The following is a 19,733-nucleotide window of genomic DNA, read 5'->3' as shown; positions in this document are numbered from 1 at the left end:
TAGCCTTACTTTAGGCTATCCAAATATTTTTTTATTTCGTCAATTTCTGCTGCGCTAGCGCTGTGGTTACCCAATGCCTGCATTACCAATCTGGCTGCCGATCCGTTAAATACATTGTCGATCATTTTGTTAACCAGTTGCTTTTCTGTTTTTTCCCGACTAACGAGTGCTTTATATATATGTGTTTTTAGGGTAGTATCTCTTTCCACCATTCCTTTCTCATGCAAAATCTGCATCAGTTTTAAAGTAGTGGTATAGCCTGAGTCTTTTTTATTTAATGCCTCATGAACCTCTCTTACCGTTGCATTCCCCTTTTGCCAAAGCACCTGGAGGATTTCCATTTCACCTTCTGTTGGTTTGATGTTCTGATTATCCATATGTTACATGTTGTACGAATTATTTCGTATTCAAATGTACGAAGATATTCGTAATATCAAAATATTTTATTGATTTTTTTATGGTCAACTGTAGAAATTGGATAATCGGTTAACCGTGTGGTACGAAATGCCTCATAAACGTTGCCATTTCGCTAGGCGTTGGAAAGGCACCCACCTATGAAAAACTGATTTGAGTGATCTGAACCTGATTGATGCGGATACGGGCCCATTGATAGGGCATCAGGCGCTAGCCTGAACGAACCGGCGGGTAAGAATGAAAGAAGGGCTGGCTTTAATTGAAATGCCGGATTGCTTTTCTAAAATTAACTGCAGTAAATAAAGAAACTACCTAGTAGTAACCATGCTACTTACAATTGATCAATTTAAAAAATTAATCCGTATCAATGTAATTACTTATCAGTACCTAATAATTCAGCCAATTTATCGCGTAGTTCTTTTCCCTTAATATCTTTTGCAATTATTTTTCCGTTAGGGTCAATAAGAACATTTGATGGTATGGAAGTAATGCCGTAAAGTTTAGCAGCTTCGTTTTCTTTTTTTAGATCAGACACCTGCGTCCAGGGTAGCTGATCTTCTTTGATGGCGTTTAACCAGTTGGCTTTGTTCGCCAATACATCGATCGATACGCTGAGAACAGTAAAGTTTTTTTCCTTATACTGATGATAAACAGCTAAAACATTAGGATTTTCTTCCCTACAGGTTAGACACCAGGAAGCCCAAAAATCGACAAGGACATATTTGTTCTGATAAGTTGAAAGTCGGATCGGATTACCATATGTATCACTCTGGATAAAGTCTTTTGCCATCATTCCTACAGTGATTTTTTTACTTTCTGTAATCCTTCTGATTATTTCCTTAGCCTCTGGCATCATTTTAAGCACTGTAGATAATTTGGCAAAACTTTGTTCAACCCGTGGTAAATTTTTGCTTGTACGCGCTAGCTGACTCAATGTTAATAAACTTACATACGAATGAGGATGTCCATTGGTAAAGTTAAACTGTTATTTAGGTTTACAAATGTTTCATCTTTTAGTTCGCCCGGATTTTTTAACTTTTTCCTTTTATTGTAAAGAGGTTTTAACACACGATGTAGTTCGGCATAGTCGTCATTTAATGGAGTCCCAGAAATAATGGAGTTGTTTAAGGTATCTGGTGACTGAAGTATGATCTGACCCTCCTCAATATAAACATCAAAAGAATCAAAAAGCTAGTCCGCGTAACGGGGATTATCATTTCTGCAAATATAACCTCTAACTTTAGTATTAAAAGTACCTTTAAATTCGAATGAGCCTTTATCAATTACAGTAGAATCCTCAAATAATTGATTACCCTGCCGAAAGGATAAAAAGATCTTATCGCCATCTTTATAGGCCTTGCCGAATCCTTTAATGCTAAATGAAGATTGTGCCAGCAAATTTAGCGGTAAAAGACAAATCGTAATTAATAAAAATCTTTTCGTCATTTTTAGAAATTATATTTGAGCTACCACCATACATTAACTGCTTGATCAAAAAAACTAATTCTTCTTTAGCCCCTCGTACTTACCAATATTCGCAGGATCGATTTCTGCCAGCATATTGTAGGCTTTCATGCGTTCTTGTCCGTTGAGTTTAGAAAGCACATTGGTGACCTCTTCGGCTTTGGCAGCAAAGTAAACATTAGGGAAAATAGAGCCCAGTTTCTGCTTATCCATTTGCTGTAGTGCAGGTAGGGCAGCAACAATCTGCGTTAAACCTTTATCATTATCCGTTAGCTGATCCAGTCCGTTTAAATGATAACTGTAAATGAAATTGCGTAGTTCTGCAAAAATGGGGTTTAAAACATTTTCGTTGAACCAAAACCGGTTGCGCAAGCCATCGGCAGCTCGCCAGCCGGTATTGCCCGAGGCTTGTGCCAGGTTAATGATGTTCTGTGCTTTTTTATAATAAGGAGTTCCGCCCATTTTGCCAAAACTATCTTTGTCCATTCCAATGATGGTGTAAGCATAGTAGGTAAGTAGGGCGCTGATGTTGGAGATGTAATTTTGGTCAGAGAAGTCGATTGTAGCCCCATCATTAAAGTTAAAATCGAAATTCTTATCGCTCATATTTAGCAAAGTACTATTGTAAGAACTGTTAAAAACCGGGCGACTGCTTTGAATCTGCGCTTCGGCTGTGTAACCAGAGCCACCATCCCAAGAATTGATGGTGATCACGAAACTACAATCTATACGTTCCTGCGGTTTATAACTTTCGTTGCTGAATTTGTTATTGTTTAAAAAATCGCGGATTGTTTTTTGCAAGGCATCTAAAGTGGGTTTGCTAATGTTTGAAACCTGGGGAGCCAGCAAAGTTACCCTTGCATTTAGTTCTTGCGCCTGTAGCTTTCCAAACCCCATCAATACCAATATCCAAACAATCTTTTTTATCATTTCACAATTTTTAAAATGGCAGTACAAATATCTTTTGCAACAGCTGTTTTCGATTTCATTTCAAATACAGTCCGTTCCAAAGCTTTGTTAAAAATAGTAATTTTATTGGTATCTGATTTAAAACCTGCACCCTTGTCATTCAATGAATTTAGCACAACCAGGTCTAGATTTTTCTTCTCCAATTTGCCTTTGGCATAATTCTCTTCATCGTTTGTTTCTAAAGCAAAGCCAACTAAAATCTGGTGCGATTTTTTTATTGTACCTAAAGAAGCGAGTATATCTGTTGTTTTTTCCAGTTCCAAAAGCAATTCGCTATCTTGTTTTTTTAATTTTTGTGTAGCAATCTGTTTGGGACGATAATCGGCCACAGCTGCGCACATTACGGTAATATCAGTTTCTGCAAAAGCAGCGGAACAGGCCTCAAACATTTCCTGCGCACTTACTACATCAATCCTTTTTAAACTTTGATCGGCTTTTTGTGCAGTGGGTCCGGCAATTAACGTTACATCAGCACCTAGTTTGGCTAACTCATCAGCCAGGGCAAAACCCATTTTACCTGATGAATGATTGCCGATAAAACGTACCGGATCAATAGCCTCATAAGTAGGCCCAGCGGTAACCATTGCCTTTTTGCCATATAGAGGCAACGATTTTTTAATAGAGTTATTTAAAAAAGAGACAATTTCTTCCGGTTCAGCCATTCGGCCTTCACCCCAAAGTCCGCTTGCCAGTTCGCCATTGGCCGGAGCAATAACAGTATTCCCAAAACTGATCACACGATCAATATTGCTTTGGGTAGTTTCGTGTTTCCACATATCCAGATCCATAGCAGGAGCTACATAAACCGGACATTTGGCCGAGAGATAAACAGCCGTTAATAAATTATCACAGATTCCAGTTGCTAGTTTGGCTAAAGTATTGGCACTGATGGGAGCGATGATAATCAAATCAGCCCACAAGCCCAGTTCAACATGATTGCTCCATACGCCCGTTTCTTCTTCGAAATATTGCGTGTAAACCGGATTTTTAGAAAGCGTAGCAAGAGTAAGTGGTGTAATGAAGTTAGCACCATCAGGGGTAAGAATAACCTTTACGTTTGCGCCAGCTTTTACGAGTAGCCGGACCAAAAATGCCGACTTATAAGCCGCGATGCTACCGCAAACGCCAAGGATTACATTTTTATTTTTTAGCATAATGCGCAGCGTATATTAGGCATGGAGCATAGCGCGTAGTGCTAATGCTTTGCCCTAAACGCTATGCGCTATGCCAATTACTTTTGTTCTTTAGCAGGGTTTCTGTGGTAAACTTTGCCATTCAAAAACTCATCCATAGCAACCAAAACAGGTTTTGGCATACGCTCATAATGCTTGCTGATCTCAATCTGCTCACGGTTTTCGAAAATTTCTTCCAAATTATCGTTGCTAGAAGCAAATTCTGCCAGTTTACCGTGTAACTCTTCTTTAACGTTGTTCGAGATCTGATTTGCCCTTTTGGCAATCACCACTAACGATTCGTATAAGTTATCAGTAGTTTTATCTAAATCGTGTACGTTTCTGGTTACTGTAGTATTGGGTACAGCAGGTTTGTTAGTATTCATCTATTACTTGTTTTTAATATCCGTATTATCTGCATTCGTTGGTTTTGTAGAAACAGTATCTTTTAATTTACCGGTTCTGATCAACATCTGCTTGTATTTTTCCTGATCGGCCGCATATAATGCCAATTCTTTTTTAGTAGTTGCAATTCCCGCCTCAACATCACCTTTGAGCGCTTTTGCCTCCTTGGCAAATTTACTGTCAGGGTGATTCTCCGTAAATTCAGTGTATAAAGCAAGTGCTTCATTGTAACGGTCTTCCTGGCGGATGATGTAACTGTTTTTTGCATATAAATATTGCGCCTTAATCATCAAAAAATCCATTTCCTCAGCATATTTAATATCTGGGTAATCTCTTTGCGCATTTTTTAAAGCAATAACAGCTGCCCTATAGTTATCTACATTACTAGGTCCTGTAGTTAAATACATTTTAGCATTTTCAAAGGCCTTATCCTCTAACTTGCCCCTTAAAACAGCAATATATTTGCCGGCAGCTGCAGCACGATCACTGGTAGGGTATAAGTTAATGAATAGTTGTAACGCATCAATGGCTTTATAAGTATTTTCCTGGTCTAATGAGAAATTTGGCGATTCTAAATAGTAGCAATATGCTGCCATGTATCTTGCTTCTTCCGCATTTTTACTAGCTGGGTAGGTATCGGCAAAACTTTTAAATTGGTACCTTGCGGTGGTGTAATCACTTAATCTGTATAGCGTATAGGCATAATAATAGTTCAGATCTTCAGCTTCTGCACGGCCACGATACTTTTGAGAAAGATCCTCAAAAAGTACTAATGCCTTACTGTAATCGCGTTTATTATACAAACGAAGCGCCTCTTGGTATTTTTTTGCTACGTCATTGCTCGCCCTCAATTTCTCGAAACGACTTTTACAGCCCGCAATACCCAAAGCGGTAATAAATACTAAAATAATTAAGTGTTTAACTTTAAACATTCTGCAAAGATAATTAATAATACGATAACATCAATAAAAACAATTGGCCGCTAAGCTATGCAAAGCAATTCAGTACAAATATACAGTTAACAAATTTTAACATATATATAAGGATTGATGCTTATATACTATATCTTATTGTTTTGTTTTTCAGCAAAGCAGGTTGAGTGCTTCTATATAAAGATGTTCCCGCTATTTGCTCCAAATCCTCGGCTCGTTCCTCGCTCCGGGTTTTCCGCTGCTATCGCCTGCTGCTGCAGGCAGGGGGTTAGGTGGCACGGGCTTCCGGAGTTTCAAGGTGCTGGATGCCGGAGAAAGCCTGGCAAAATTAGGAATTGCGGCAAAATCCTGGGTGCTGCCGTCATCCTGAACTTCCGCCCGGCCTTTGTTTCAGGATCTTTTTACTGCACCATATCCATTAGTTTTTATACCCTGCAGGATTTACAAGACAGCTTTAAACAAGTAATCTTCAAAAAAGTTTTAACCCTATAGATATTTTTTCCTGCTGTAAACCATTGAGTTATGCCAAAGTCTGCGTTAAACGCTTAAAAACCTTTGCGGTTGAAGATATTTTTTCTACTTTTGCATCCCGCTCCGGAGGAGAGGGCAACAGACTGAAAAGGTGGAAGGGCGATTAGAAAAGCGAGATTTATTTTAAAATAAATATTGCGGGATAGGAAAAGATTGCTACCTTTGCAGCCCGGTTCGGAAGGAACGGGAAGCTTGAAAAACAGCATATTGAAATAAAGGAATAGCGGGAAAAAGAAAACAAAAAATAAAATTTATTTTATTTGTGATTTACAAAAAGATGCTTACCTTTGCAACCCCAACGGAAACGAAGGGGAAACAAAAGATCGGAACGGCGGATGCCGGAAAGAGAAACAGAAAAGATTGAAACAGGCGGAAACCTGGCAGGACGAACAAGACCTGGCCTAACTGAAGTCTGAAGATATATAAAGATCGGCCGTGAGGTCAATGATCGATAAGTTCTTAAAAGAGATGTCAATGTAGCGTAGCGAGGTAATGGAGTACGGTCAAAGTACATGATTACGTAGCTTTATTTTAAAGGTGTCTGTCTGACAGACAACATAACAAAAGAAGACTATTTTTAACAATAGTTAAAACTGGTCAGCATTGAACAACACATTTTACAATGGAGAGTTTGATCCTGGCTCAGGATGAACGCTAGCGGCAGGCCTAATACATGCAAGTCGAACGATATTTTCCAGCTTGCTGGAAGAGAAAGTGGCGCACGGGTGCGTAACGCGTATGCAACCTACCTTTATCAGGGGGATAGCCCGGAGAAATCCGGATTAATACCGCATAAAATCACAGGATGGCATTATCCAATGATCAAACATTTATGGGATAAAGATGGGCATGCGTGTCATTAGCTAGTTGGCGGGGTAACGGCCCACCAAGGCGACGATGACTAGGGGATCTGAGAGGATGGCCCCCCACACTGGTACTGAGACACGGACCAGACTCCTACGGGAGGCAGCAGTAAGGAATATTGGTCAATGGAGGGAACTCTGAACCAGCCATGCCGCGTGCAGGAAGACTGCCCTATGGGTTGTAAACTGCTTTTATCCGGGAATAAACCTCATTACGTGTAATGAGCTGAATGTACCGGAAGAATAAGGATCGGCTAACTCCGTGCCAGCAGCCGCGGTAATACGGAGGATCCAAGCGTTATCCGGATTTATTGGGTTTAAAGGGTGCGTAGGCGGCCTGTTAAGTCAGGGGTGAAAGACGGTAGCTCAACTATCGCAGTGCCCTTGATACTGACGGGCTTGAATGGACTAGAGGTAGGCGGAATGAGACAAGTAGCGGTGAAATGCATAGATATGTCTCAGAACACCGATTGCGAAGGCAGCTTACTATGGTCTTATTGACGCTGAGGCACGAAAGCGTGGGGATCAAACAGGATTAGATACCCTGGTAGTCCACGCCCTAAACGATGAACACTCGCTGTTGGCGATACACAGTCAGCGGCTAAGCGAAAGCGTTAAGTGTTCCACCTGGGGAGTACGCCCGCAAGGGTGAAACTCAAAGGAATTGACGGGGGCCCGCACAAGCGGAGGAGCATGTGGTTTAATTCGATGATACGCGAGGAACCTTACCCGGGCTTGAAAGTTAGTGAATGATCTAGAGATAGATCAGTCCGCAAGGACACGAAACTAGGTGCTGCATGGCTGTCGTCAGCTCGTGCCGTGAGGTGTTGGGTTAAGTCCCGCAACGAGCGCAACCCCTATGTTTAGTTGCCAGCATGTTATGGTGGGGACTCTAAACAGACTGCCTGTGCAAACAGAGAGGAAGGAGGGGACGACGTCAAGTCATCATGGCCCTTACGTCCGGGGCTACACACGTGCTACAATGGACGGTACAGAGGGCAGCTACATAGCAATATGATGCGAATCTCACAAAGCCGTTCACAGTTCGGATTGGGGTCTGCAACTCGACCCCATGAAGTTGGATTCGCTAGTAATCGCGTATCAGCAATGACGCGGTGAATACGTTCCCGGGCCTTGTACACACCGCCCGTCAAGCCATGGAAGCTGGGGGTACCTAAAGTATGTAACCGCAAGGAGCGTCCTAGGGTAAAACCGGTAACTGGGGCTAAGTCGTAACAAGGTAGCCGTACCGGAAGGTGCGGCTGGAATACCTCCTTTCTGGAGTAGACACACCTACTCGCCACGCAACATGATATTTCGATAAGGTAGAAGGCAAAGAGGTAGAAGGCTTAAGGTCCTGATACCCGATACTTTATACCAAAAAAAGATAAACAAAAAGAAACACCCAGAAGACAACGGTGGGCATACTATAAGGGTATAGCTTAACGGAGACATGAAGGGTAAGCCAAAAAGGGAAGCAGTAGCGGTAAGATACTATATACTGCATACTAAAGCTTACCTTAAAATCAAACAGTCCCGTAGCTCAGCCTGGTTAGAGCACTACACTGATAATGTAGGGGTCTCCAGTTCAAATCTGGACGGGACTACACGTTTAAGTTTGGAGGAAAGAGTTGGGAGATGGGAGTTAAAGCTCGAAACTCCAGACTAGAGACTCAAAACTAAAATCTGGGGGATTAGCTCAGCTGGCTAGAGCGCCTGCCTTGCACGCAGGAGGTCAACGGTTCGACTCCGTTATTCTCCACCATTAAAGGTTGAGGGCTGTAAGGTAGAAGGTTTAGGGTTAGACCCAGGGCTTAGAACTGAAAACACCACAACAGAAAAAAACAATTGCCGGGATCGGTAATGTACATTGACATAAAGATTGAGAAAAGAAGAAACGCCACGGGGCACTTCTAAAGTTTTAGCTACCTGATACCAGGTACTGTATACGAAAGATGAAACGGTTCGAGACCGCAGTTTTTTACTAATAAGCTGAAAGCGAAAAGCTGAAAGGTTAAGGCATCTGAAAAGAAAGCTTTAAGCTTTAGACTTTGAGCTGAAAGCTTAATAAAGTTCTTTGACATATTGGAAGAAGTTAAAAAAGAAGAGCAAACAACAATAGGCGACTGTTTTGTTTGTGCTCACTTAAAGGGATCGTAAGAAACCGATAAGTAATGAGACATCATAACAAGAGCAAAAAAGCATACCATGCGGCGCAAAAGGCGCATGAGTAGAAGAAAGTAAGAAAGAGTACACGGGGGATGCCTTGGCTCTCAGAGGCGATGAAGGACGTGATAAGCTGCGATAAGCTCCGGGGATCTGCAAATAGGAACTAGATCCGGAGATTTCCGAATGGGGCAACCCGGCATGTTGAAGACATGTCACATATAATGAGCAAACCTGCCGAACTGAAACATCTAAGTAAGCAGAGGAAGAGAAAATAACAATGATTTCCTAAGTAGTGGCGAGCGAAAGGGAAAGAGCCCAAACCTACCTTGTTACGGCAAAGTGGGGGTTGTAGGACTGCAACGTGGCATTAGCAGACAGAAGTGGAACGGGATGGGAAGCCCGGCGGTACATGGTGATAGCCCAGTACACGTATAGAATGCTAGCCTAGCAGTATCCTGAGTACCGCGAGGTCGGAGACGCCTTGTGGGAACCAGCCGGCACCATCCGGTAAGGCTAAATACTCCTGAGAGACCGATAGTGAACCAGTACCGTGAGGGAAAGGTGAAAAGAACCCCGAACAGGGGAGTGAAATAGAACCTGAAACCGTGTACTTACAAGCGGTCGGAGCTGGCAGGTCCAGTGACGGCGTGCCTTTTGCATAATGAGCCTACGAGTTACTCTTCTCTGGCAAGGTTAAGTGCTTCAGGCACGGATCCGAAGCGAAAGCGAGTCTGAACAGGGCGTATAGTCAGAGGAGGTAGACGCGAAACCTTGTGATCTACCCATGGACAGGTTGAAGGTGCGGTAACACGTACTGGAGGACCGAACCGATAAACGTTGAAAAGTTTCCGGATGATCTGTGGGTAGGGGTGAAAGGCTAATCAAACTGGGAAATAGCTCGTACTCCCCGAAATGTTTTTAGGAACAGCGTCGGCATCGAGTTACATAGAGGTAGAGCTACTGATTGGGTGCGGGGGAGTCAAATCCTACCAAATCCAGACAAACTCCGAATGCTATGTAATATGGCCGGCAGTGAGGCGCGGGGTGCTAAGGTCACGCGCCGAGAGGGAAAGAACCCAGACCATCAGCTAAGGTCCCCAAGTTACGGTTAAGTTGAACTAACGAGGTCCGATTGCACAGACAGCTAGGATGTTGGCTTGGAAGCAGCCATTCATTTAAAGAGTGCGTAACAGCTCACTAGTCGAGCGATCGGGCATGGATAATAAACGGGCATTAAACTGTACACCGAAGCTATGGGATTGAAATATATCGGTAGGGGAGCATTCTATATGCGGTGAAGGTATCTGGTAATGGGTGCTGGAGGGTATAGAAAAGCAAATGTAGGCATAAGTAACGATAAGGCGGGCGAGAAACCCGCCCACCGAAAGGATAAGGTTTCCTGATCAACGCTAATCGGATCAGGGTCAGTCGGGACCTAAGGAGAACCCGAAGGGGAAATTCGATGGACAACGGTTTAATATTACCGTACTTTTTATAACTGCGATGTGGGGACGGAGTAGTGACACTGCCGCGATCTGACGGAATAGATCGTTGAAGGCTGTAGGTATATCGAACATAGGCAAATCCGTGATCGATGCTGAGAGCTGATAGTACCAAGGACCTTCGGGCGATTGGATAGTGCAGGTAATCAGACTTCCAAGAAAAACCGCTAAGCTCCAGGTTATAAAAACCCGTACCGCAAACCGACACAGGTATCCGGGAAGAGGATTCTAAGGTGCTCGAGTGAATCATGGCTAAGGAACTCGGCAAAATGGCCCTGTAACTTCGGGAGAAGGGGCGCTGTCAGCAATGTCAGCCGCAGTGAAAAGGCCCAGGCGACTGTTTAACAAAAACACATGGCTTTGCAAAATCGAAAGATGAGGTATAAGGCCTGACACCTGCCCGGTGCTGGAAGGTTAAGAGGGGATGTCATCGCAAGAGAAGCATTGAATCGAAGCCCCAGTAAACGGCGGCCGTAACTATAACGGTCCTAAGGTAGCGAAATTCCTTGTCGGGTAAGTTCCGACCTGCACGAATGGTGTAACGATCTGGGCGCTGTCTCAGCCATGAGCTCGGTGAAATTGTGGTCCCGGTGAAGACGCCGGGTACCCGCAACGGGACGGAAAGACCCCATGCACCTTCACTACAATTTAACATTGACATTGGGTACAGGATGTGTAGGATAGGTGGGAGGCTTTGAAGCGGTGTCGCCAGGCATCGTGGAGCCAACGTTGAAATACCACCCTTTCTGTATTCGGTGTCTAATCCCAAAATTTGGGAGACATTGTTTGATGGGTAGTTTGACTGGGGTGGTCGCCTCCAAAAAGGTAACGGAGGCTTTCAAAGGTAAGCTCAGTACGCTTGGTAACCGTACGCGGAGTGCAATAGCATAAGCTTGCTTGACTGTGAGACATACAGGTCGATCAGGGTCGAAAGACGGATATAGTGATCCGGTGGTTCTGCATGGAAGGGCCATCGCTCAAAGGATAAAAGGTACGCTGGGGATAACAGGCTGATCTCCCCCAAGAGCTCATATCGACGGGGAGGTTTGGCACCTCGATGTCGGCTCGTCACATCCTGGGGCTGGAGAAGGTCCCAAGGGTTCGGCTGTTCGCCGATTAAAGTGGCACGCGAGCTGGGTTCAGAACGTCGCGAGACAGTTCGGTCCCTATCTGTTGTGGGCGTAGGAATTTTGAGTGGGGCTGACCTTAGTACGAGAGGACCGGGTTGGACCAGCCTCTAGTGAATCTGTTGTTCCGCCAGGGGCATTGCAGAGTAGCTACGCTGGGAATAGATAAGCGCTGAAAGCATCTAAGTGCGAAACTAGCCACGAGATGAGAATTCCATATAGGACCGTAGCAGACTACTACGTTGATAGGCTACAGATGTAAAGCTGGTGACAGCACAGTCGAGTAGTACTAATCATCCGAAGCTTTCAAAGCAACAACATTCGTTGTTTGTTCTTCATAATAACTTCTTTCAATAATATGTCATTTGAGGCTGGAAGGCCGAAGGTGTAAAGGCTGAAGGTAAAACCTCCATCCTAAAACCCTCCCTCCCTCAACCTTAAATAAAAACATTCAGGTGCCTATATCGGTGGTGTCCACCTCTTCCCATTCCGAACAGAGAAGTTAAGCCCACCAGAGCCGATGGTACTGCGGTAACACGTGGGAGAGTAGGTCGGTGCCAGATCTTAAAGAGAAGCCCTTCAGCAGAAATGTTGAAGGGCTTTCTTGTTTTATGGCAGAGAGCATAGGGCATGGGGCATGGAGCGGTTTCCAAACCTTAAGGACTCAAGGCAGCTTAAATGCTTTTCCCGCAGAAATGCTAAACTGCGCAGAAGCCATTCCATCACCCATTTTCCATCTTACATCAGCTAGGGGCAGAGAGCCAGGAGCATAGGAAGGTTTCCATCATTATGGTCTTAAGGGTTTGTTCCCACAGAAAGCGCTGATTATCGCAGAAGCCATTCCATTATCCATCTTACATAATTTCCATTTTCCATCCTTGCATAATAGCCCTGATGGGAGCGGCATCCCTTTTGGTAAGGAAAAATTATTTATGGTACAGGGTTCCCCAAAAGGATAAAGCGTACAGCAGGACGGGACCCAGCCTAAACGCACAGGAAACTGCGCTACGAAAATAAATTATGTAATGCAACGACTTATATTTTTCTATTAAACATCTTATATACAAGAAATAAAATTATCTCTCTAAAAGATTTTAATTGTGGTTAAATTTAAAACTGAATAATGCTAAATATGTTTAATATCACAAGGTTTGCCACAATATTTGGTTATCTTTGTTTTTAACAAAAATATAAGTATAAGTAATGAGTTTTTTTGCAGATAAAAGAAGGGAAGTGATGGTGCATATCGAACAGTATATGCTGGAGATGATGGATACCTATCTTAAACCAATTGATACAAACTGGCAACCGTCTGATTTTCTTCCTGATTCTACGAGTGAAACATTTTATCAAGATATTAGAATACTAAGAGATAATGCAAAGGACCTTTCTTATGACCTTGTAGCGGTATTGATTGGCGATACGATTACTGAAGAGGCTCTGCCTACTTACGAATCCTGGTTATCAATGGTACAGGGGCCAAGTATGAAAGAAGATGGTGGCTGGATGAAGTGGAACAGACACTGGACTGCTGAAGAGAACCGTCATGGTGATTTGTTAAATAAATATTTATACCTTTCTGGTCGTGTGGATATGCGCCAGATGGAGATTTCTACTCAATATCTGATTGCCGACGGTTTCGATATCGGTACAGGTCATGATCCTTATCGTAACTTCATTTATACTTCTTTCCAGGAGATGGCCACAAATATTTCGCACAGAAGGGTAGCTTCTTTAGCTAAAAAAGATGGCGATACTTTATTATCAAGAATGTGCGGAGTAATTGCTTCTGATGAGGCTAGACATGCGAAAGCTTACAAAGATTTTATGAATCGTATTTTTGAGGTTGATCCTAACGAAGCGATGTTGGCTTTTGAAGATATGATGCGGAAAAAAATTGTAATGCCGGCACATTTTTTACGTGAGGTGGGTTTAAAAATCGGTCAAACATTTGGCCATTTTACTGATGCCGCCCAACGTTTAGGTGTTTATACTGCAATTGACTACGTTGAAATTATGCAGCAGTTAATTGAGGATTGGAAAATTGAAGGTATGCGTGATTTAAATGAGGCGGGTGAAAAGGCGCGTGATTATATTATGGCATTACCTTCGCGTTTGTTACGCGTCGCCGAACGTATGAAAAATCCTACTATAGATTATAAATTTAGCTGGATTGCTGGATAGGCAATTGAAAATATATGAAGTCCCTCGATTCGCATCGAGGGCTTTTTTTTGACTTGTTTACACTACATATTTCTTCTATATTGACCGCCCACTTCGTAAAGGGCATGACTAATCTGGCCTAGAGAGCAGATTTTGCATACCTCCATAAGTTGTTCAAAAATATTTTCGCCTGCAATTGCAGATTTTTGAAGTTGTTTTAGCAGATCTGTTGCAAGGTCTTCATTACGATGCTGGAATTTTTGCAATGCAGCAATCTGATATTGTTTTTCATCTTCTGTAGCACGAATTACCTCTCCCGGAACAATAGTAGGGGAACCATTTTTATTTAAAAAGGTATTTACACCAACAATCGGGTATTCTCCTGTATGTTTTAAGGTTTCATAATACAAACTTTCTTCCTGGATTTTTCCGCGTTGATACATGGTTTCCATTGCCCCTAAAACACCACCACGATCGTTGATGCGTTTAAATTCAGCGAGAACAGCTTCTTCTACCAGATCAGTCAGTTCTTCGATAATAAAAGCACCTTGTAGCGGGTTTTCATTTTTGGCCAAACCCAATTCCCTGTTAATAATCAATTGGATGGCCATGGCTCTCCTTACCGATTCCTCTGTAGGGGTAGTAATGGCTTCATCGTAGGCATTGGTGTGTAGCGAATTGCAGTTATCGTATATGGCATATAAAGCCTGTAAAGTGGTTCGGATATCGTTAAAATCGATTTCCTGGGCATGTAATGAACGGCCTGAAGTTTGAATATGGTATTTAAGCTTTTGTGAACGGTCGTTTCCTTTGTATTTATTTTTGATGGCTTTTGCCCAGATCCTTCTGGCCACGCGGCCGATTACCGCATATTCCGGATCGATACCATTGGAGAAAAAGAAAGATAGGTTAGGAGCAAAGTCATCAATATGCATACCTCTGCTTAAATAATATTCAACAAAAGTAAATCCATTGCTTAAAGTAAAAGCGAGCTGAGAAATTGGATTAGCACCTGCTTCTGCAATGTGGTAGCCGGAAATAGATACAGAATAAAAGTTTCTCACTTTTTCATCAATAAAGTATTTCTGGATATCGCCCATCATTCTTAAGGCAAATTCAGTAGAAAAGATACAGGTATTCTGCGCCTGGTCTTCTTTTAAAATGTCGGCCTGGACCGTTCCGCGTACGGAACTAATGGCTTTGGCTTTTATATTGATATAAACATCAGCAGGTAAAACCTGATCGCCGGTTACGCCTAAAAGCATCAAACCTAGGCCATTGTTTCCTTCTGGAAGCTCACCATTGTATGATGGTCTTTCTATATTTTTGGCCTTATAGATTGAAACAATTTTAGCCTCTACTTCTTCTGTTAAACCATTTTCAATAATGTATTTTTCGCACTGCTGATCAATTGCTGCATTCATGAAGAAACCCAATAACATGGGGGCGGGTCCGTTAATGGTCATGGATACTGATGTGGATGGCGCACAGAGATCAAAACCGGAGTACAATTTTTTGGCATCATCTAAAGTAGCGATGCTGACTCCAGAATTTCCAATTTTGCCGTAAATATCGGGGCGAATATGCGGATCTTCCCCGTAAAGGGTAACAGAATCAAAAGCGGTAGATAAGCGATGTGCTGGTTGACCTAATGACACATAGTGAAAACGTTTATTTGTTCGCTCAGGGCCACCTTCTCCGGCAAACATCCGGGTAGGATCTTCTCCATCTCTTTTTAAAGGAAAAACGCCTGCCGCATATGGAAATTCGCCTGGAAGGTTTTCTGTTAACAACCATCTTAAAATATCGCCCCAATCTTCATATCTTGGTAAGGAAACCTTCGGGATATTCAGTTTTGAGAGTGATTCGTAAAATAAAGGCTGCTTAATTTCCTTATCGCGGACTTTATAAATGAAAAACTCCTCTTTGTATGCTTTTTTGGTTTCCGGCCATTGACGTAATAATCTTTTGCATTCGCCATCTAGTCGTTCTTCGAAGAACTTATAGGTTGCGTTTAGGCTTTTTGACACCCCGTCTTGCGTCCCCCCCTCCGTAAGTGGGGAAGTATTCTCGCTTAATAAATCGATCACACCTTTAAGCTGATACATTTTACGGGCGATGGTGGCCTGTTTGTCTACCCACTCATTATAGGTTTGGCTTGCTTCGGCAATTTCTGCCAAATAGCGGATGCGATCGGGAGGAATGATATAAATCTTTTCGGATTGATCGGATGTTAACTCCATTTTGGCATTGAAATCAGCTCCGGTTTTTAACCTGATCTGTTCCATTAAAGCCACAAATAAGTTATTCATGCCTGGATCGTTAAACTGCGAAGCCATAGTTCCGTAAACGGGAATTTCATCGTCTTTGGCTTCGAAAAGATTATGGTTGCGCTTATATTGTTTGCGTACATCACGCAAAGCATCTAAAGCACCTCTTTTATCAAATTTATTAATGGCTACCAGATCAGCAAAATCCAACATATCGATTTTTTCAAGTTGTGTAGCTGCACCAAATTCAGGTGTCATTACATACAATGATACATCGCAATGTTCGGTAATTTCTGTATCTGATTGACCAATGCCCGAAGTTTCTACAATAATTAAATCATAACCTGCGGCTTTACAGATATCAATACTTTCCTGTACGTTTTTAGATAAAGCCAGATTGGCCTGCCGGGTAGCGAGTGAGCGCATGTAAACCCTGGGATTGTTGATGGCGTTCATGCGGATTCGGTCGCCAAGTAGGGCACCTCCTGTTTTTCTTTTTGAAGGATCGACAGAAATAATAGCCAGTGTTTTATCTTTTACCTCAACTAAAAAACGCCGGATCAATTCATCTACCAAGGATGATTTTCCTGCACCACCAGTTCCGGTAATACCGATAACAGGAGCGGAGTTATTTTCAGATAAACGCTTTAATTCGTCAACAAATTTCTGGGCAGCTTCAGGATCATTTTCTGCAATAGTAATTGCTCCGGCGATGGCTTTAATCTCTTTTGTAGGAATGGTTTCGAGCTCATTAGTGATATTGATTCTAGTTACAAAATCGGTTTGGATGAGCATGTCGTTAATCATACCCTGCAAGCCCATTTTACGGCCATCATCAGGCGAGTAGATTTTAGCAATTCCATAAGCCTGTAGTTCTTCAATTTCTGAAGGTAAAATTACACCGCCACCACCTGCAAATATTTTGATATGGCCTGATCCTCTTTCCTGCAGGAGGTTGTACATATATTTAAAATATTCGATATGGCCACCCTGATAAGATGTCATTGCAATGCCCTGAACATCCTCCTGAATGGCACAATTTACCACTTCTTCAACTGACCGGTTGTGGCCAAGATGAATGACCTCTGCTCCAGAAGATTGCAGGATACGGCGCATGATGTTAATGGTGGCATCATGTCCGTCGAAAAGGGAAGCAGCAGTTACAAAACGGATTTTATGTTTAGGCTTATAAATTTCTACTTGTTGCATACTATGGGATTTTAGGACGGTATGGCAGGTTACCGTTCCTTGTTTCCAAATATTTGGATCACAAATGTAATAAATTAAGCAGCTTAAATAGCGAATACCCTATACCGTTATGGCTTTTGGTTCAGTTGCAAATTTTGCCCGAATTGCAATAAATAGCCGTTGTTATCGTAAATGGCAAACTCCCTCATACCATATTCGAAATCTTCAAGCGGGTAACAGATTTCGCATGCATCTTTTAAATTTTCCCAGAGTGCTGAGACCTCATCTGTTTTGATATAAAGTGAGCCGCTCATTATTGGTTTAGAAATGTTACGATGTTCGTTGGGCGTTGAAAACATGATTTCTATAGCATCTTTGCGAAGGCTAAACCAGCTAAGGTCATTTAATTTTGAATCGCAGGTAAAGTTTAATATTTCGGTATAAAAGGTTAAGGTTGCTCGCATATCATGTGATTCAAGCATTGGGGTAAGTTTGGTAGCGGTGTATGTAGACATGACGTTAAGATAAAAAATATATTTATTTTTACCATATAAGACATTTGAGAACAGCTAAGCTTTAGTTCGATTGATAATTATTTACAATCATCAATTTTGCTTCTTGCCCAAAGCGATCATCATGCTGAATTTATTTTATAAGTAGAAATTAGTGTTTTTAATTGCCTTGTAGCTACTTCGTGGTCAATATCTTTCCCGCAAAATAGACTTTGAAATGAATTTACTGCATGCTTTCCGCTGCGCTACAGGTCAGGGTGAGGACTCTAGTGTAATAAATTCGGTAAAAAAAAACTATGCTGTTGGGCATAGTTTTTAAAAATTATTTATTGGTGATTTCGGTGATCGGTTCTCCAACTGTGCCGTTTGGCATTTGAATATGGAGCAGTGCGGCCAATGTCGGTGCAATGTCAGTCATATAATGTGTTTTATTGGAAGCTCCTGGCTTGATTCCCCATCCCATAAAAACCAACGGAATGTGGGAGTCGTAAGGGTTCCAGTTACCATGTGTGGTCCCGGTGCTGCCGCCATTAAACCAATTGGGTTGTAAAACATAATAAATATCGCCACTTCTACGGGCATTGTATCCATTGGTAATCATTTTCTTTTGGATTTCTTGCAGGGTTGCCTGCGATATTTTAGCAATGTCTACCGCATTCTGGAAACCGTCTAATCTCTTTAGGAATTCAACAGATGCAGATTTGATCACATCGAAGCTTATATCTGCTTTGTTAGTTTTGTCATGATCGAAGATGATCTGATTATTCATTGATTTTAAAACCACATTGTTCACCTTAAATTTATCGTTTAGGTATGAATTTAATTTACTTGCAATATCTCTGTCGCTTACTACACCAGACGGAAGTTTATTCTCTTGCATAAAGCCCGGTACATGGGCAGCGCCGTGGTCGGCGGTTAAAAATACAGTGTAATTTCCTTTACCAACCTTTTTATCCAGGTAGTTAAAAAACTCTTCGAAATCTTTGTCCAGGCGTAAATAAGTATCTTCTGCTTCTATAGAGTTAGGTCCATAGGCATGGCCAATATAATCGGTTGAAGAACAGCTTACCGCTAAAAAGTCTGTAATGTTGTCCTGCCCCAAGTCTTCGGACAGAATAGCGAGTTTAGCAAGGTCTAAAGTGATGGTATTGCCATAGGGTGTACTTCTGATGGCGTCGAAATTTTTATCAATGTTTTGCGTTAACTGGTGTGGAAAGGTACTTGATTTGCCTTCATAAGCGTTCTCATCTTTTGAACTGTTTACATAGGTATTAATTGGGTATAAAGTTTCCCAGTTTTTTGCATAAAATTTATTTGCTAGTTTCAGTTTATTATAATCAGCAATCCAGGTGGGTACCTCTTTCATATAAAAGGTACTGGTAATCCAGTTTCCGGTACTGCCCTGATACCAATATGCCGCATTTGCCGCGTGACCAGCAGGAAGGATTGAACCTCTATCTTTTAATGAAATGCCGATTACTTTACCTTTAAAGTTTGTAGCCAACCTTAACTCATCAGTAATGGTTGTGGTGAGCATATTTTTGGGCGACATATTGCCTTCTGATGAAGGTGTACTGCCAACAGTAGACGCTGAAGAATCTTCCGTGCAATAAACATTCTTTTTGGTTTCAGGATCGTACCAATCATTACCAATAATACCATGAACAGCCGGAACTGAACCGGTGTAAATGCAAGTGTGGCCACATGCAGTATAAGTTGGTGTATAGGGAATATAGGTATTTTCAACAGAAAAACCTTCGTTGATCAACCTCTTAAAACCCCCATTAGTGTAGCGGTTATAATAGCGGTATAAATAATCCCAACGCATTTGGTCGACCACCAGGCCTACCACCAATTTTGGACGTGCAACTTCTGCAGGAAACGCTTTGGCAGAGGTTATGGTTGTTTTTTTGGTTTGAGCAGAGGATAGTGAGATTGAAAAAATAGAGAAAGTAAAGATTAAACGGGATATTTTATTCATTATGCTTTAGTTAAAGGGCTAAAGTAATGAATTTAGATAAAGCTACTTTGAAGTTAATGTAAAGATTTTAT

General features: G+C 42.0%; 12 protein-coding genes, 2 tRNA genes and 3 rRNA genes. 7 read left to right on the top strand and 10 right to left on the bottom strand.

Annotated elements, in window-relative coordinates:
- Window positions 1-5: 5 nt before the first annotated feature.
- The 7 genes from PGN18_RS15775 to PGN18_RS15745 form a co-directional block, all read right to left on the bottom strand.
- Entirely contained in the window at window positions 6-377 is a 372-nt protein-coding gene (locus PGN18_RS15775; protein WP_335320545.1) for a BlaI/MecI/CopY family transcriptional regulator, read from the bottom strand.
- Between the two features lie 410 nt (window positions 378-787).
- Entirely contained in the window at window positions 788-1,348 is a 561-nt protein-coding gene (locus PGN18_RS15770) for a peroxiredoxin family protein (protein WP_335320544.1), read from the bottom strand.
- Between the two features lie 257 nt (window positions 1,349-1,605).
- Window positions 1,606-1,860, bottom strand: a complete 255-nt coding sequence (locus tag PGN18_RS15765; protein ID WP_335320543.1) for a DUF4369 domain-containing protein — start codon at window positions 1,858-1,860, stop codon at window positions 1,606-1,608.
- Window positions 1,861-1,914: 54 nt separating this feature from the next.
- A complete protein-coding gene (porD, locus tag PGN18_RS15760) occupies window positions 1,915-2,808 on the bottom strand; it encodes a type IX secretion system protein PorD (RefSeq protein WP_335320541.1) in 894 nt (297 codons plus the stop codon).
- A complete protein-coding gene (gene coaBC / locus PGN18_RS15755) occupies window positions 2,805-4,001 on the bottom strand; it encodes a bifunctional phosphopantothenoylcysteine decarboxylase/phosphopantothenate--cysteine ligase CoaBC (RefSeq protein WP_335320540.1) in 1,197 nt (398 codons plus the stop codon). The genes porD and coaBC overlap by 4 nt, the downstream gene beginning before the upstream one ends.
- Before the next feature lie 77 nt (window positions 4,002-4,078).
- Window positions 4,079-4,405, bottom strand: coding sequence for a DNA-directed RNA polymerase subunit omega (locus PGN18_RS15750; protein WP_090988294.1), 327 nt, complete (start codon window positions 4,403-4,405; stop codon window positions 4,079-4,081).
- 3 nt (window positions 4,406-4,408) lie between these two features.
- The gene (locus PGN18_RS15745; RefSeq protein ID WP_335320538.1) at window positions 4,409-5,356 is read right to left on the bottom strand and encodes an outer membrane protein assembly factor BamD; all 948 of its coding nucleotides are present in this window, start codon (window positions 5,354-5,356) and stop codon (window positions 4,409-4,411) included.
- Window positions 5,357-6,506: 1,150 nt separating this feature from the next.
- Here PGN18_RS15745 and PGN18_RS15740 point away from each other — a divergent pair.
- The 7 genes from PGN18_RS15740 (at window position 6,507) to PGN18_RS15710 (ending at window position 13,732) form a co-directional block, all read left to right on the top strand.
- A 16S ribosomal RNA gene (locus PGN18_RS15740) occupies window positions 6,507-8,028 on the top strand.
- A gap of 254 nt (window positions 8,029-8,282) precedes the next feature.
- Window positions 8,283-8,357 (top strand) — tRNA-Ile (locus PGN18_RS15735).
- An 81-nt stretch (window positions 8,358-8,438) separates the two neighbouring features.
- A tRNA-Ala gene (locus PGN18_RS15730) sits at window positions 8,439-8,515 on the top strand.
- Window positions 8,516-8,984: 469 nt separating this feature from the next.
- Window positions 8,985-11,860 (top strand): 23S ribosomal RNA (locus PGN18_RS15725).
- Between the two features lie 139 nt (window positions 11,861-11,999).
- Window positions 12,000-12,111, top strand: a 5S ribosomal RNA gene (gene rrf / locus PGN18_RS15720).
- The 16S, 23S and 5S rRNA genes sit together here with 2 tRNA genes alongside, the layout of an rRNA operon.
- Before the next feature lie 48 nt (window positions 12,112-12,159).
- On the top strand, window positions 12,160-12,321 hold the full coding sequence (locus tag PGN18_RS15715; protein ID WP_335320536.1) for a hypothetical protein: 162 nt from the start codon (window positions 12,160-12,162) through the stop codon (window positions 12,319-12,321).
- A gap of 430 nt (window positions 12,322-12,751) precedes the next feature.
- On the top strand, window positions 12,752-13,732 hold the full coding sequence (locus PGN18_RS15710; protein ID WP_335320534.1) for an acyl-ACP desaturase: 981 nt from the start codon (window positions 12,752-12,754) through the stop codon (window positions 13,730-13,732).
- Window positions 13,733-13,794: 62 nt separating this feature from the next.
- Here the strand turns inward: PGN18_RS15710 and PGN18_RS15705 are convergent, their stop codons facing one another.
- The 3 genes from PGN18_RS15705 to pafA form a co-directional block, all read right to left on the bottom strand.
- On the bottom strand, window positions 13,795-17,190 hold the full coding sequence (locus PGN18_RS15705) for a methylmalonyl-CoA mutase family protein (RefSeq protein ID WP_335320533.1): 3,396 nt from the start codon (window positions 17,188-17,190) through the stop codon (window positions 13,795-13,797).
- Between the two features lie 107 nt (window positions 17,191-17,297).
- Window positions 17,298-17,684 (bottom strand): VOC family protein, encoded by a 387-nt coding sequence (locus tag PGN18_RS15700; RefSeq protein ID WP_335320532.1) that lies wholly within the window; start codon window positions 17,682-17,684, stop codon window positions 17,298-17,300.
- Between the two features lie 319 nt (window positions 17,685-18,003).
- Window positions 18,004-19,662: an alkaline phosphatase PafA gene (gene pafA / locus PGN18_RS15695; protein ID WP_335320531.1), complete on the bottom strand. Its 1,659-nt coding sequence runs from the start codon at window positions 19,660-19,662 to the stop codon at window positions 18,004-18,006.
- Window positions 19,663-19,733: the final 71 nt, after the last annotated feature.

This window comes from Pedobacter terrae (assembly GCF_036946585.1).
GTDB lineage: Bacteria > Bacteroidota > Bacteroidia > Sphingobacteriales > Sphingobacteriaceae > Pedobacter > Pedobacter terrae_C.
The sequence above is the reverse complement of the archived record's forward strand: the minus strand, read 5'-3'. Positions and strand labels throughout refer to the sequence as shown.